This window comes from Nocardia sputi (assembly GCF_023501985.1).
The window spans coordinates 109,836-124,225 of the sequence record NZ_JAMFLC010000024.1; the positions used below are offsets into that span (position 1 = coordinate 109,836).

The window sequence follows — 14,390 nt, forward strand, 5'->3', positions numbered from 1 at the left end:
GGTCGGCGTATGATCAGCCCAGTGCGAATGCTTGGGGGATTGATAATGCGTGAGCTGGCGACCGCGGACTGGGAACGGTTCGTGCAAGCGCTGGCGCTTTGCCTCTCGGAGCTGCCTTCACGAGCGACCCTGATCATCGCCGCTCCAGGGAATCGCTACGTCCAGTTCGTCCAATATGACATCAAACTGTCTGCTGAACTGGCCGGAAACCACTACCTGAGCAACCCGATTCCGGAGACCGCCGCACAGGAACTGCGCGCGCAGGGCTGGCAGGAGCCCGCGGTGCGGCATGACGCCGACAACTGGACCCGGACCCTTTTCTGGCCTATCGCCCCCAACAGCCTGGTGGAGTTCGCCAGTTCGGTCGCTGTCGGTTTGCGTGACGCTCTCGGTGTGGCTGCCCCGGCCGATTTGCGCGCCATGGGATGGACCGAAGCATCGGGTGATCTGGATCTCACCGCACTCGGCTCGATCGCCCACCGCGGCTGAGACCGGCTGGGCACGGCAAAGCCGCGACTACCTGGGCACTATCCTGAGAGTCATGGCAGCAGGCAAGCCCACCAAGGAAGCGAAGGCCGCGGCGAAAGCGGCCCGCAAGCAGCAGTCGAGAGAACGCCGCAAGCAGTTGTGGCAGGCGTTCCAGATGCAGCGCAAGGAAGACAAGCTGCTGCTGCCGCTGATGATCGGCGCCTTGGTCGGCAGCACCGCCGTCTTCGTCGTGATCGGCTTGATCTTCGGGCTGACCTGGTTCCTCGTCCCGCTGGGCGTGGTGCTCGGTGCGCTGCTGGCGTTCATCATCTTCGGCAGGCGGGTGCAGAAGAGCGTCTACCGCAAGGCCGAGGGCCAGGCGGGCGCCGCAGCCTGGGTGCTGGACAACCTCCAGGGCAAGTGGCGGGTGAGCAACGGCATCGCCGCGACCACGCAGCTGGACGCCGTGCACCGGGTGATCGGCCTGCCCGGCGTGGTGCTGGTCGCCGAAGGGGCCCCGCAGAGGGTCAAGTCGCTGCTCGCTCAGGAGAAGAAGCGCACGGCCCGGCTGATCGGCGACACCCCGATCTACGACATCGTCATCGGCAACGACGAAGGCCAGGTGCCGCTCAAGGATCTCCAGCGCTACCTCACCAAGCTGCCGCGCAACATCGATACCAAGCGGATGGACCTCATCGAAGGCCGGCTGTCCGCTCTCAGCGCGCGCGGCGGGCCCGCCCTGCCGAAGGGGCCCATGCCCGCCGGCGCGAAGATGCGCGGCGTGCAGCGGACCATCCGCCGGCGCTGACCGCTGTGCACAGGCCCGCGTCCCTGTTGGGAAGCGGGCCTTTGTTCGTGCTTGATTTCGGTGGAGGGGGCGTCCCGTAGGTTGTTCCCGGGTTCAGCGTGCATGCACCAGCGCCGTGCCGGTGGCGCGGTCGTGCATGCCGCGCCCGTCGGCGTCGGTGAACAACGCGGGCACCACGAACAGCAACAGGACCTGCCTGGCCAGCGCCCGCGCGAAGCCGACCGGCGCGGGCGCGTCGATTCGCACCGTCCGCAGCCGCAGGAAATACTGCCCCGGCGTGAACCCGAACAGCGTGACCGCGCCGACGCCGATCACGAACCAGATCAGCAGCGTGAGACTCGACGCCGAAGCGCTGCGGGCGAGCAGCGCCGCGATGCCGAGCGCGATCATCCAGTCCACGAAGAGGGCGGCGATGCGGCGCCCCATGCCGGCCAGCGAGCCCGCCCCGGTCTGCGGCAGGCCGAGGTGTTCACCGGGGAACTCAGGAGTTGCCGGACCGCCGGAGTCGGCCGGAGGGCCGGAGAGCCAAGAGCCGGTGATGCGTGCCATGCACCCCAGGATAGGCGCGCGCGGACCGGAGCCCGGTACCGCATAAGCGGAGTTCAGCGTCGGGGCGCGCCGTGCCGGGGGCAGGACTACCATTCAATCGAGTCCGGGTGGTCAGCACCACGCTGCCTGACGCACGTGTAACACCGGCGAAACACATCCTTGACTGCAGGGAAACACGGCATCCATAGCGTCGGGTCGCGACGAACCCACGCAAGGCGACACTGGCTGGGAACCGATCCGTAAGGAGAACAAGTGACGTTCAGCACGGCCGACGAGGTCATCAAATTCATCGCTGATGAGGACATCGAGTACGTCGACATCCGTTTCAGCGACCTTCCCGGTGTGCAGCAGCACTTCTCGATCCCGGGGAAGGCTTTCACCACCGACCTCGCCGAGGAAGGGCTAGCGTTCGACGGCTCCTCCGTCCGTGGGTTCCAGTCCATCGATGAGTCGGACATGCTGTTGCTGCCCGACTTCTCCACCGCGCGCGTCGACCCGTTCCGCGCCGCCAAGACGCTGAATCTCAACTTCTTCGTGCACGACCCGTTCACCCGCGAGGCATACAGCCGCGACCCGCGTAACGTCGCGCGCAAGGCGGAGGAGTACCTGCGATCGACCGGCATCGCAGACACCGCGTACTTCGGCCCCGAGGCGGAGTTCTACATCTTCGACTCGATCCGCTACGACTCGGCCATGAACGGCGCTTTCTACGAGATCGAGTCGGTCTCCGGTTCCTGGAACACCGGCGCGGAGTTCGACCCGGACGGCGGCCGCAACCGCGGCTACAAGGTCCGCAACAAGGGCGGCTACTTCCCGGTCGCGCCCTACGACCACTACGTCGACCTGCGCGACAAGATCTCGACCAACCTGCAGAACTCCGGCTTCGAGCTGGAGCGCGGCCACCACGAGGTCGGCACCGCGGGCCAGGCCGAGATCAACTATAAGTTCAACACCCTGCTCGCCGCGGCCGACGACCTGCAGCTGTTCAAGTACATCGTCAAGAACACCGCGTGGCAGGAAGGCAAGACCGTCACCTTCATGCCGAAGCCGCTCTTCGGTGACAACGGCTCGGGTATGCACGTGCACCAGTCGCTGTGGAAGGACGGCAAGCCGCTGTTCCACGACGAGGCCGGCTACGGCGGCCTGTCCGACCTGGCGCGTCACTACATCGGCGGCATCCTGCACCACGCGCCGTCGCTGCTGGCGTTCACCAACCCGACGGTGAACTCCTACCACCGCCTGGTCCCCGGCTACGAGGCCCCGATCAACCTGGTGTACTCGCAGCGCAACCGCTCCGCCGCGGTCCGCATTCCGGTCACCGGCAACAACCCGAAGGCCAAGCGCCTCGAGTTCCGCGCACCGGACTCCTCGGGCAACCCGTACCTGGCCTTCGCCGCCATGATGATGGCCGGCCTGGACGGCATCAAGAAGAAGATCGAGCCGCTGGCCCCGGTCGACAAGGACCTCTACGAGCTCCCGCCGGAGGAGGCCAAGAACATCCCGCAGGCCCCCACCAGCCTGGCGTCGGTCATCGACCGCCTCGAGCAGGACCACGACTACCTCACCGAAGGCAACGTCTTCACCGAGGACCTGATCGAGACCTGGATCACTCTCAAGCGCGAGGGCGAAATCGCCCCGGTGAACCTGCGGCCGCACCCGTACGAGTTCGAGCTGTACTTCGACGTGTAAGTCGTAAGGTCGCCACCCTGTGATCGGAGCACCGGCAACCAGGTGCTTCGTTCGCAGCTGTGCGTGCGAGCCGACGAAGCCCATCTGCTTTGTGATCACCTTGTGGTCGCCGGGTAGATGGGCTTGTTTGCGTTCCTGACCAGAACGCACACCGGGCTGTCATCGCGAACTATGTGGCTCCGTTCTCATGCATGGGAAGCTCGCGCCGAGCGTGAAGAATGGATCCGTATCATCCAGAGCAGGAGGTGGCATGCGGAAAGTGCTGGGCGCCGACTCGATCGAGTGTCGGATGACCGTGCGATCCGGCATGCTTGTTCGGACGCTGCCGGGTCTCTGTCCTGTAGCCGGGATGAAGGCCCCTCACTCGCGCGGCGTGCGGCGATCGTTGCGGAGGACAAGACACTCATGATGCATCCATTTACGGCGGCAGCGCTGGAATCCGGCCGTGAGTTCGTGCACGCCGTCGATGACATGATGGAGCGGATCAAGGGAGTCCGCGCTCGGCGGCCCTCGCCAAGCGCCCGGGTGATTCCGGAGGTCGACGGGATGGGCCGTCTCGTCGATCTGTACATCGCCGACGGGACGATTGCGCATTCGTCGAGTAGTCAGGAGCTGGTGGCCGACATCATGGCGGCGATTCGGGACAGCACCGAAGACGCCCTACGGCAACACCGGCTTGCCATCCAGCAGACGACGTGGCCACCAAAGGTGTCATGGCCCGAACCGTAACTTGCCGCTGTGGTCGGCCCCATACCCAGGAGTGATGCTGTGACAGAGCTGGGCGTGTCGGGCGCCACCGAGGCCGAAACGCCGCCCGATTGGCTGAATCTGATCTACGAGGTGTTCAATCCCGACTACTCCGTCGGAGTTGCCTGTGATCGAAGCGGCATGATCGTCGGTCTGCACCTCGGCGACGAGGTGTGGGAGAACACCGACAGCTGGCTCGCCGCCGAGATTCTTCGGGTCGCCCGGCTGGCCTACCAGAAGTCCCGGGTGGGGAGGCGCGCGGAGCTGCTGTACAACGGCGCGTTGCCGCGCCTGGCCGACTCGCTGGGGCTGCCCACCGAGGCCGAGTACAACCTCATGGAGAAGGCGGAGTTCGGCTCAGGCTACTGAACTCCAGCTCTCGGCTTCCTCTCTTTATCCCCAGGTATGGGGATGCTGAAGAATGGGGAGGTCGGTCGGAGTGGAGAGGGTTCGTCGATATGACCACCGAGTTCTATCAGGATCCACAAGAGTGGCGCCGACTTCGCGGCGTAAACCATGACATGGTCCCGGCAGCCCGGGAGCGCGCGAAGAACGATCCTGATTACGAAGCGAATTTCATCGCGACGAACGGCTATGCGGCCTATGCGTTTCTGCAGATTGCCGGACGTCCGCACCTGCGTGATCGTGTGGTCGGCTGGACCTCGGTGGCGGATGGTCGTCAGGATACTGCCGATACTTCCCACTCGACGGCAGGTGCGATCGAGGACACCGACGGCGCGGGTGGCGCAACGATTCGAGGCAAGTCGCCGGAGGCCTGATCCTCAGCGGCCGCCACGTAGCCGGCGGGAGGATCTCGAATGGCTGCAATCCGCTCGCGAATCGCTTGGAATCATCGATCTGATCGTGGGTTGTGTTGAAGGGATGCGAACTATCGAGCGGAACTCCCACGCGCGGGTAAGTGGCGGTATTTCCCGCAGTCGGGCGATCGAGGCAACGGCATCAGGACAGGGCTCTCGCGACAGGCGCCGCGATGAACTGCCCGTCTAGGAGGACGCATGACCAACTACTTCACTCACGACAAGCATGGCAATTATACAAAATCAGAGAGCCGTCCGGAGTCCGGCTACTACTACGCGCAGGAAAAGCCCGGGGGCGAAGTAACGCTGTATGAGGCGAACCCGGGTGGGGACCCCAAGAAATTGGACTCGTGGCCCTACAACCGCCTGGATTACCTCGTCACTACGGATGGGCAGGCATACAAAAAGAGAGTTGTCGACAGCGTAACGCGCGTCGACCCGGACAAGCGCCTCCCGGAACATGATCGCAAAGCGCCCCCTCCTCCTCCTCCGACCGAGTTGGAGCAGAAGAATAAATATATGGAGGGTCTGGACAAGGATCCGAAAGAGGGGGACTCGGTCGATGACTTTCCGCTGAAGATCAAGCTGCCTCCGGGCACTCCTTCGGAAGACCTGACGACATACGTCAGTCTGGCGAACCATCAGCTCAAGTACCTCAAGAAACAGATGGGGGACAAAAAGAAGCCGATCGCCCTGGCGTCTCCGGAGAAGGGTGACGACACCGTTATCTGGGACAATAACCTGAGTAAATCCTTCACAGATGCAATGGGAAACGGTGCAGAGGCTCAAGCCGGGGGCAAGGGCGAGTCTATTGAAGCATACAATTCGACTTCCAAGTTGCTCGACGAGTTGGATGCCCAGTGGGCGGCCAGAGACGACCAATTCAAGACGGAGAACCTGAAGCTCACTGCCGACAATGACCGCACATATCGGAAAATGTGGGACAAAGTCCAATCTGCGCATGAGGATATCTGGGCGACGCTGATGAAACCTCACGCGGGATACTTCGGCGGAAGCACTTTCAGTAAAGACAACTTTACGGCTCCCGGTATTCAGAACGTCGTGGAAGAGGAGCCGATATATGGAATAATTCGCGACACTGTTCAGTTCTGCGTAGAGGAGGTCACCGCATACGCGAATCGAGCCGAGAGTGCAGGGAAGAAGTTCGGTGAGTTCCCGGGATTTCCCACTAAAGAACAGCCTGGTAAAGACCCGAACGAAAAGCCCGCCACTCAACACACCCCTACCGGTACGACCAAAACCCCTACGAACACCGGTACTCCGCCGCCTGTCTACACCGGTACTCCTCCAATGCCGACCCAGGATGCTTCCACGCTACCGTCCGGCACTACCGCGAACGATAACTGGGGATCTACCTTCGACGACTTGCTGGGCGGCCCTACCGACACCGATGGTTCGCTGACCGATCCGACTACAGGCACGCAACCCATCTCGGCCACCGGAACCGGTAGTACGTCCTCGGATACGGATCCGCTTGCCGCCATTCGTTCGGCACTGCAGGGCGGAACCGGATCCGCGACTGGTACGGGGCCCGGTGCGAACACTGGCACAAACGCCGGCAATGTTCCGTCTGCCGCCAACAGCGGCGACAACGGTATGGCAAATGCGATGCAGCAGATGGCGATGATGAGCGCCATGAGCGGAATGATGAACCAAGGGCGTCAGCCCGAAGACGAGCGACTCGAGCGGGCCTACGCGGAGCGGGAGCGAGAACAGGAGCGGGAGAAGCGCGAGGAACGAGAGCGCAACCGCAACGCCCAGACGACCACCGCGCAACAAGCCGTTCAGCAAACCGGCCCTGCCGGCGTGACGCCGCCGACCTACGCGGGTACTCCGCCGCCGATAACGGCACCTGGAACGACGCCCGCGGTCCAGATCGGGGATACGACCGTGAACGCGTCGCCGCCGGTGGCGGAGGCTTTGCAGAAGCAGACGCAGAACGTCGCTCTCGATGCGATATCGGCATATAAGGGAACAGCGGGGGAGATCACAGCGGAGCATCCGCCTGCGGTGGTCAATGGCCCCGGTGAGCTGAAGACCGGCGATATTCTGCAGTGGGAGAAGCATAGTGCGCTGGTTGTCAAGAACGAGAACGGCCTGTTCGTCCTCGACAATGGCCAGCTCGTTCCCTTGGATCCCAACAATCCTCCGTTGAAGGAAAAGTACGGCAATTTCGCGGGCTTCATTCACCCGACCGGTTTGGACACGGCGGCCGGTAGCGCTCCTGGAATCGCGGCGCCGCCTCCGCCGGCCGTGGCCGCGGCGCCGCAGCCTGCCGCGCCGCCACCCGTTTCACCACCGCCGCAGGGGGTCTGAACCCGGCCGGAATCGTTCGCTGCGGTTGATGGCGCCGACAGATGCTCGCGGGTACGACGCGAGTCGCGGCTCGGATGGCGAGTCCTCTACGCGCGCGTCTTCTCCCCACGCACCGAGGCGGCCAGTTGGTTCGGCATCGGCTCGTGCCGCGCGTAGGCGCGGGTGAAATCGCCGGTGCCGTGGGAGATCGAGCGCAGGTCGATGGCGTAGCGGCTGAGTTCGAGTTCCGGGACCTCGGCGTGGATGCGGGTGCGTCCGCTGCCGTGCGGCTCGGTGCCGAGGACGCGCCCGCGGCGACTGGACAGATCGCTCAGTACCGGGCCGACGAATTCGTCGGAGACCAGCGCCCATACTTCGGCGAGCGGCTCGAGCACCCGGATTCCCGCGGCTGCCGCGGCCTCGCGCAAGGCGAGCGCACCGGCGGTCTGGAACGCGGCGTCGGAGGAGTCGACGGAATGGGCTTTGCCGTCGAACAAGGTGACCCGCACGTCCACGAGGGGATATCCGGCGGTCAGCCCGCGGGATGCCTGGGCACGCACGCCTTTCTCCACCGACGGAATGAACTGGCGCGGAACGACTCCGCCGACCACCTTGTCCACGAACTCGATGCCCGACCCTTCGGGCAGGGGTTCGACCTCGATCTCGCACACGGCGTACTGGCCGTGCCCGCCGGACTGCTTCACATGCCTGCCGCGCCCGGACGCCTTGCCCGCGAACGTCTCTCGCAGCGCCACCTGATGCTCTATCACGTCGACCTGCACGCCGAACCGGGTCCGCAACCGCTCCAAGGCGACGTCGCGATGGGCTTCACCCAGACACCAGAGCACCAGCTGATGCGTCTGCGCGTTGTGTTCCAGGCGTAGCGCCGGATCTTCGGCCGCCAGCCGGGCGAGGCTCTGCGAGAGCTTGTCCTCGTCGGCTTTGCTGTGCGCGCGGATGGCGATGGGCAGCAGCGGATCGGGCATCGGCCACGGCTCGATCCGGAGCGGATTGTCGGTGGACGACAGCGTGTCGCCGGTTTCGGCGTGACCGAGCTTGGTGACGTAGGCGATATCGCCCGCGATCGCCTGCCGCAGCGGGCGTTGCTGCTTGCCGAAGGGAGCTGAGATCGCGCCGACCCGTTCGTCCAGCTCGTGGCTCTCGTGGCCGCGGTCCTCCAAGCCGTGGCCGCTGACGTGCACCGTATCGTCGGCGTGCAGGGTGCCGGAGAAGACGCGGACCATGCAGACCCGCCCGACGTACGGGTCGGAAGCGGTGCGGATGACCTCCGCGGCCAGTTCCGCGTCCGGGTCGCAGCGCAGCGGATGCGGTTCAGCGCCGTTGGTGGCGGTGATGGGGTGCTCGGCCGGCGTCGGGAAGCCGCCGGTGATGAGGTCGAGCAGCTCGACCGTGCCCAGGCCCTGCTTGGCTCCTTCGGGCGCTGGGGCGGCGAACAACACCGGATGGAAGCTCCCGCGGGCGACCGCGCGCTCCAGGTCGGCGATCAGCGTCGCCAGGCTGATCTCCTCGCCCTCCAAGTAGCGCTCCATGAGGGTCTCGTCCTCGCTCTCGGCGATGATGCCCTCGATCAGGCGGTTGCGAGCTTCCTCCAGCTCGGGCACCTGATCGGGCGACGGGTCGCCTTGCACCTCCACGCCGGAGGAATAGTCGCCCACGCAGTGCGGCAGCAGCTCCACCATGCCGGTGACCGGCCGGTGCCCATCCGGATTCTTCGGGCCGTACACGGGGAGATGCAGCGGGAGGATGGTCTCCGACGACCCGCCGCCCAGCACGGTCCGGCAGGCGTCGGTCATCACGTCGTACTCGTCGCGCGCCGTGTCCAGGTGGGTGATGACGATCGCGCGCGGCATCCCGACCGCGGCGCATTCCTCCCACAGCGCCCTGGTCGCCCCCGCGATCCCCGCCGCGCCCTCGGCCGCCGAGATGACGAACAGCGCAGCATCGGCCGCGCGCAGACCCGCCCGCAACTCGCCGACGAAGTCCAAGTAACCCGGCGTGTCGACCAGATTGACTTTCATGCCGTCCCATGCCACCGGCACCACCGACAGCTGCACCGATCGGTGCTGGCGATGCTCGATCTCGTCGTAGTCCGACAGCGAGGTGCCGTCCTCGACCCGCCCTGCGCGATTGACCGCCCGCGCGGTGAGCGCCATGGCATCGACGAGCGTGGTCTTTCCCGACCCGCTGTGCCCGACCAGGACCACGTTGCGGATCTGCTCGGGCCGGTCCGCCGTCACCACGCCGCCGTCGCCCGCGGCAGCTCCGTTGGTCTTGTCCACCATGTGTCTCGCTCCTCTGCTGACACCTGCCGTACGTCCACCTTCCCACCGGGCGAGGCGTTCCGCCGACGAATCGGCAGATCAGGGTGTGCGGGCGGGCAACAGCGGGCGGGGGAGCTGACCGGGCCGACATCGGTCACCTTGGTGGCCGTCGCGGTGACCGGGGTGAACGCTTGGGCGCCGAAGCGACCAACATTCTCGATCGTTGTAATCGTCCTCGATCCGCGGGAGTCGCCGTGCCGGGAGATGAGTGGAGTAGCCCAACCGCGCCCCGTCGTGGCCCGAGCCATCGGCCGAACGCCATCATCCCCGAGCTGTCGCTCAGGTCGCCGGAGAGCTGAGTCCTGGCGTGAAGGATCTACGGCTTCAGTTGATCGCCGTGCGAGCAGGCGGAGGTATCAGGCGAGCCGGAGATCGGGGACGCCAATCGCGCCTACCCCGCCGAAGAGCGCCGGGCTGGTACGAGCGGGGCGTTGGCGAAAAATTGTCGAAGTGCGCGTATCCGCCTCCCGGGCGGAGGCTCCGCATCCAGTGTGTCGGCGAGCCGGTTTCTCCGAGGAGCGTTCCTCGCATGTCACGCAGGACGTGCGAGCAACGCTCCTCGGGTGAGCGCTGTCGGTGCGCTCAGGTCAGCTGCCGGATGTCCCCGCGGACGCGGTAGAAACCACCGCGCGCCGACTCGGCAACGCCGTCGACCACGTAACGAGCGCCCGCGCGCCGGATGTCTTTGGGGAACTGCACATTCCAGCCGCGCTGGTATCCGGGCGAGACGACCCGCACGCGCAGCGAACTGCCGTGGTTCACGCACTCCACGATGACGCCCGTTCCGGCGTCGGAGGTGACTTCGACGGTATTGCTGGGCACCACGGCGGAGATCTCGGGAGCCTTCACCGAAACGGTCTGGGGCAGCACGCCCTGCTCGGCATCGCGAATGGCGGCCTCGCTGACATCGAGACAGGCCAGCGTGCCGGTGGTGGTGACCAGGTACAGCTTGTCGTCGTGATACTGCATGGAGTAGGCGGAGCCGCAGCCGGTGGCCAACTTCCATACGCGGTTCCCGGCGGCATCGAAGCAGTACACCGACGAGTAATTGTCGCCGGCGAAGACGTAGCGGCCGTCGGGCGAGGTCGCGCAGGAGAAGACAGCGGCATCGCACTGGTAGGTGCGCTCGGCCCGGCCGCTCTTGGTCACCATGCGCACCTGGTTACGGGAGGTGCCCGCGTAGACGGCGTCGGATTCCTGCCAACCGAACAGCACGTCGCCGCCGGTGCCCGCCTGCCACAGAGGGTTGCCGCTGTCCAGGTCGTACTTGGTGACGCCTGCGGAATGCCCGTGGTAGACGCCGTCCGCGTCGATACGCACCATCCAGCCCGAATCACCGGTGCTGCGCCGGGTCCACAGCGACTCCTCCTCGTAGTCGATGACGGTGATGCCGCCTTGACGGTCGGAGACGCCGAGGATGCCGTCGTGGATGTCGAGCCAGTAGATGTCGACATCGGCCGCGATGTCGTACGCCGCGCGCGGCACCTTGCCGGACAAGTCGTAGACGCGACCGTCATCGCATCCGGCGTAAATCCAGAAATCATCGGCCACAATGCATTTGACGGCGTCCGGCAAGCGGTAACGACCGGTGACCACCCCGTCCGGGGTCAGGGTGAACACGTCACCGCTCTCGTTGCCCACCCAGCAGCGACGCTCGTCGACGAAGATGCCGAATGCGGCGGCGCCGGAGTCGAAACTCCACAGCACGGGCGCGGCCTTCGCGGTCGAGCGGCCGCTGCTGATCGCCCGCCGGGTCGCCGGGCGCCTGCCCCGCGCCCCCATCACCGCGGGCGCATAGCCCTTGCGCACCTTCTCGCCGACCTTCTTGGCCGCGGCGGCCTGCGCCTTCTCCTCGGTGGCGAACGAACTCACCTTCGTCTGCCCTTGCTCCCCGATGCGACCGAAACGAACACTCACCTGGGTGCCCGCGACGATCACCTCGTAGAACTTGTGCGCGGAACCGCTGTCCTCGGACAGCTCGAGATAGGTGGTTCCCCCGATAGTCATAGCGCCTCGCCTGGTTTCGTCAGATCAGAACAGGACGAAAGTTAGCAAGGGGGACCGACACTCGGCGTGCCTCGCGTCGGAGGCCTTGTCATTATGAGAACCGGAGGGCCGAGCGTTAGCCTGTCTCGGCAGGGGAAGGAACTCGAACGACGTGAAACCGCATCCGGCTGGGCAGCCGTATCCGAACACGATGTCAGGCGCGTACGGCGGGCATCCGCCGCAGGGGGCGCCGTATCCACCAGTGCCACCACAGCATCTGTATGAATCGCAGCCCGAACCCCAGGCACAGCAACCATATCCGCAGGCAACGCCACCGCAAGCGCCGTGGTCACATCCGCGGCCGTCGCACGTGAATGCCACACCACCCGATCCGCGGCCATCGCGGCAATATCCGGCGCCGCAGCAGGGCGGCGGCCAGTACTCGCCGTCGAACGCGCAGCCCCACCAGCCCGTCCCGGCGGCCGGGGACCAGCGGCTCGTGTTCGAATATGCCGCCGACGCGCAGACCGCGGGACGTCTCGATCGCGCGGCCTTCTTCGCCAGCTTCGATCCGACTCGGTTTCTGCTGTTCCTCGGTGTGATCACCGGGCTGTTCAGCTTGCAGGTAGTCGTGAATGTCATCCGCGAGGGCACCGAGGGATTCGGCGACGGTGCGGTCGGCGGCATCGCGTTCGTGCTCGGCTTCATCCTGTTCTTCATGGTCATCGGTTCCTTCCGAGGATGGAACCTGACCCGCAAACGGATTGCGACCTACGCTTTTCCGGGCGCACTGATGCATGTCGAGTACGACGGTGAGGGTTTCGCCCTGCGCACGCCCGTCGAGGATTCGCGCATCGCCTACCGGAATATCCGGCGTTTCAGACTCCGTGGCGACGTCGTGGAGTGGAAGTTCCGCGTCGGGGGGTGGTATCTGATGCCTGTCGAGCTCATGCCGCCGCACGCACAGCAGTTCGTCCAGGCGCGACTGAGTGCGTGACCTCGGAGGGTCGCCAGGTCGGCTCCGACCACCGGTCGGGCAGGGGCGGTAACGCGCGGCGTCACCGACGACGGCGGCCACACAGAGCAAACTCGAGCGGATCAGCTCAGTGTTTTTTCGGCGCTCAACGGATTCCCTTCGGCATCGACTTCTTCGTAGTCGATACTGAATTCCAGGCCTGCGTTTCTGGAGTGTTCTGCAAGGTTCCGAAGCCGATCAGCAGCAGAGTCGGCCGCGTCCTCGATGCGGCCCTCGAGAAGGAAGTAGATAGGCGCTTCCGGCCCACCCGCATCGTAACAATAGAGTTCGAATCCGTCGGTCTCATAGTGCACCTGAAACCCGCGATGCGGCTTCATCTGCAGAGCTTGTTTCGCTACCCACGCTCTCAGAATCTGTTCCATCACCTCCGGTCTATCGGTATAAAAGGTTCCGTGGTACGAGGTAATGGTCATGAGTATCCTTTTTAGGTGTAATCTCGATGTGGCTCGACACGAGATCATACGCCGATCACTCGTCGAGAGTGAAGCGGTCGATACTAGCGCCGCTCTTCATTTCGCTTGCGGCGCGTGCTCTCGGCTTCTCCATAAATAGTGGTGATTCTCGGGTTGAGGCGTACGATGATCCGGACGGAAGGATGTCGGTAGGCGAGGATCAGTGCATTTTCCGTTCCCGTCCATTCGATCTGTGAAGTCGTCCCCGACGAGCGTGCGGTGGGTTCACCATATATGTCTATGAGTGCTGCGGTCATTCGGGTGAAGGCGTCGCGTGGTGGTGTCCGGCAGTCGTCGCTATCAGGCATGATGGTCGCGACCGGCAAATCTATGGAATGGACATCGAGGGCATTTCCGTTCACATAACACTCACCGGCCACATATCTGCTGGTGAATACCACCCGATCGGTTTCGCGTCTTTCTATCGTCCAGAGCCCGGCTCGCGCGCTGACGGTCACCAGGTCATCCATTCGCCATGACCAGATCAGATTGCGAAGTCCGGTGACGAGGTTAACCAACTCTGCGTCGTCCAGCTCCGGTCGATGGACTGGTGGCTGCGGTGGAGTGTAGCGCGGCACGGCTTCGAGCTGCCGGATCGTTCTGTCCATGAGGTCGGCGTCGTATGCAGGCAAGTCCACCCAGCTTGGGCGGCCGGTAGGCGACATCGTACTGAGACCGAGCAGGGGGGTTGGCATCGGATGCGGGGCGGCGGAGCTCGCGGCGCCAGCCGTTGACAGTTCATCGGTGGATCGGCCGATGCGAGTCGCCGGCTCTGGATCACCGATATCGGAGAGGGGCGTCGATGACGGCAGCTGCCGTTCGGCGATGGTGAGTCCTGTTTTCTGGGCGCTGATTTCAGCGAGGCGCTTCCATTCGGAGAAGTCGGTGCCCGGTATGGCGTCGAGCCTAACCGACCATTCGTTTATATCGGTGCGCAGCACGGTCAGCACCATCATTGTGATCGTCTGATACTTCGGGTGATGTCGGAGGCGCTGTCCGAATCGGGTGCCGACCGGGTCGGTGGCGGAGCCAGTCGAGGTCATGCCGAGTTCGTCTCGCAACCGGTCGAGATGGACTTGGTCGAGCGGGCCATGGAGGATGAGTGTCAGTTGTCGCTTCAGGAGGTTCACTTCCCTCCGCTCGGCAGCGGTCGTCGTCTGCCACTCCGTCATATGATCA

General features: G+C 64.7%; 13 protein-coding genes. 8 read left to right on the top strand and 5 right to left on the bottom strand.

Going from position 1 to position 14,390, the window contains the following annotated elements; translation table 11 throughout:
- Positions 1-45: 45 nt before the first annotated feature.
- Together M8859_RS28935 and M8859_RS28940 are read left to right on the top strand one after the other, a co-directional pair.
- The gene (locus M8859_RS28935) at positions 46-489 is read left to right on the top strand and encodes a TY-Chap domain-containing protein (RefSeq protein WP_249645104.1); all 444 of its coding nucleotides are present in this window, start codon (positions 46-48) and stop codon (positions 487-489) included.
- Between the two features lie 52 nt (positions 490-541).
- Entirely contained in the window at positions 542-1,276 is a 735-nt protein-coding gene (locus M8859_RS28940; RefSeq protein WP_195140140.1) for a DUF4191 domain-containing protein, read from the top strand.
- 93 nt (positions 1,277-1,369) lie between these two features.
- Here the strand turns inward: M8859_RS28940 and M8859_RS28945 are convergent, their stop codons facing one another.
- Positions 1,370-1,825 (bottom strand): RDD family protein, encoded by a 456-nt coding sequence (locus M8859_RS28945; protein ID WP_195140139.1) that lies wholly within the window; start codon positions 1,823-1,825, stop codon positions 1,370-1,372.
- A 252-nt stretch (positions 1,826-2,077) separates the two neighbouring features.
- On the opposite strand from M8859_RS28945, the gene glnA reads away from it, so the two are divergent.
- From glnA to M8859_RS28970, 5 genes are all read left to right on the top strand, one after another.
- Positions 2,078-3,514, top strand: coding sequence for a type I glutamate--ammonia ligase (glnA, locus tag M8859_RS28950; protein WP_249645105.1), 1,437 nt, complete (start codon positions 2,078-2,080; stop codon positions 3,512-3,514).
- 405 nt (positions 3,515-3,919) lie between these two features.
- Positions 3,920-4,243 (top strand): hypothetical protein, encoded by a 324-nt coding sequence (locus M8859_RS28955; RefSeq protein WP_159927229.1) that lies wholly within the window; start codon positions 3,920-3,922, stop codon positions 4,241-4,243.
- A 39-nt stretch (positions 4,244-4,282) separates the two neighbouring features.
- Entirely contained in the window at positions 4,283-4,630 is a 348-nt protein-coding gene (locus tag M8859_RS28960; protein WP_159927227.1) for a hypothetical protein, read from the top strand.
- 89 nt (positions 4,631-4,719) lie between these two features.
- Positions 4,720-5,040, top strand: a complete 321-nt coding sequence (locus M8859_RS28965) for a hypothetical protein (protein WP_195070171.1) — start codon at positions 4,720-4,722, stop codon at positions 5,038-5,040.
- A 237-nt stretch (positions 5,041-5,277) separates the two neighbouring features.
- Positions 5,278-7,416 carry a hypothetical protein gene (locus M8859_RS28970; protein WP_195070172.1) on the top strand — a complete coding sequence of 713 codons (2,139 nt, stop codon included), beginning with the start codon at positions 5,278-5,280 and terminating at the stop codon, positions 7,414-7,416.
- An 86-nt stretch (positions 7,417-7,502) separates the two neighbouring features.
- Here M8859_RS28970 and M8859_RS28975 read toward each other — a convergent pair whose 3' ends face one another.
- Both M8859_RS28975 and M8859_RS28980 read right to left on the bottom strand, forming a co-directional pair.
- Positions 7,503-9,698, bottom strand: a complete 2,196-nt coding sequence (locus tag M8859_RS28975; RefSeq protein ID WP_195070173.1) for an elongation factor G-like protein EF-G2 — start codon at positions 9,696-9,698, stop codon at positions 7,503-7,505.
- Between the two features lie 621 nt (positions 9,699-10,319).
- Positions 10,320-11,744: a WGR domain-containing protein gene (locus tag M8859_RS28980; RefSeq protein ID WP_195070174.1), complete on the bottom strand. Its 1,425-nt coding sequence runs from the start codon at positions 11,742-11,744 to the stop codon at positions 10,320-10,322.
- Between the two features lie 349 nt (positions 11,745-12,093).
- On the opposite strand from M8859_RS28980, the gene M8859_RS28985 reads away from it, so the two are divergent.
- Positions 12,094-12,720 carry a hypothetical protein gene (locus M8859_RS28985; protein WP_195070175.1) on the top strand — a complete coding sequence of 209 codons (627 nt, stop codon included), beginning with the start codon at positions 12,094-12,096 and terminating at the stop codon, positions 12,718-12,720.
- A 101-nt stretch (positions 12,721-12,821) separates the two neighbouring features.
- On the opposite strand, the gene M8859_RS28990 is transcribed toward M8859_RS28985, so the two are convergent.
- Together M8859_RS28990 and M8859_RS28995 are read right to left on the bottom strand one after the other, a co-directional pair.
- Positions 12,822-13,172: a hypothetical protein gene (locus M8859_RS28990; RefSeq protein WP_159927215.1), complete on the bottom strand. Its 351-nt coding sequence runs from the start codon at positions 13,170-13,172 to the stop codon at positions 12,822-12,824.
- Between the two features lie 83 nt (positions 13,173-13,255).
- On the bottom strand, positions 13,256-14,383 hold the full coding sequence (locus M8859_RS28995) for a DUF6301 family protein (protein ID WP_195070176.1): 1,128 nt from the start codon (positions 14,381-14,383) through the stop codon (positions 13,256-13,258).
- Between the last annotated feature and the right edge of the window lie 7 nt (positions 14,384-14,390).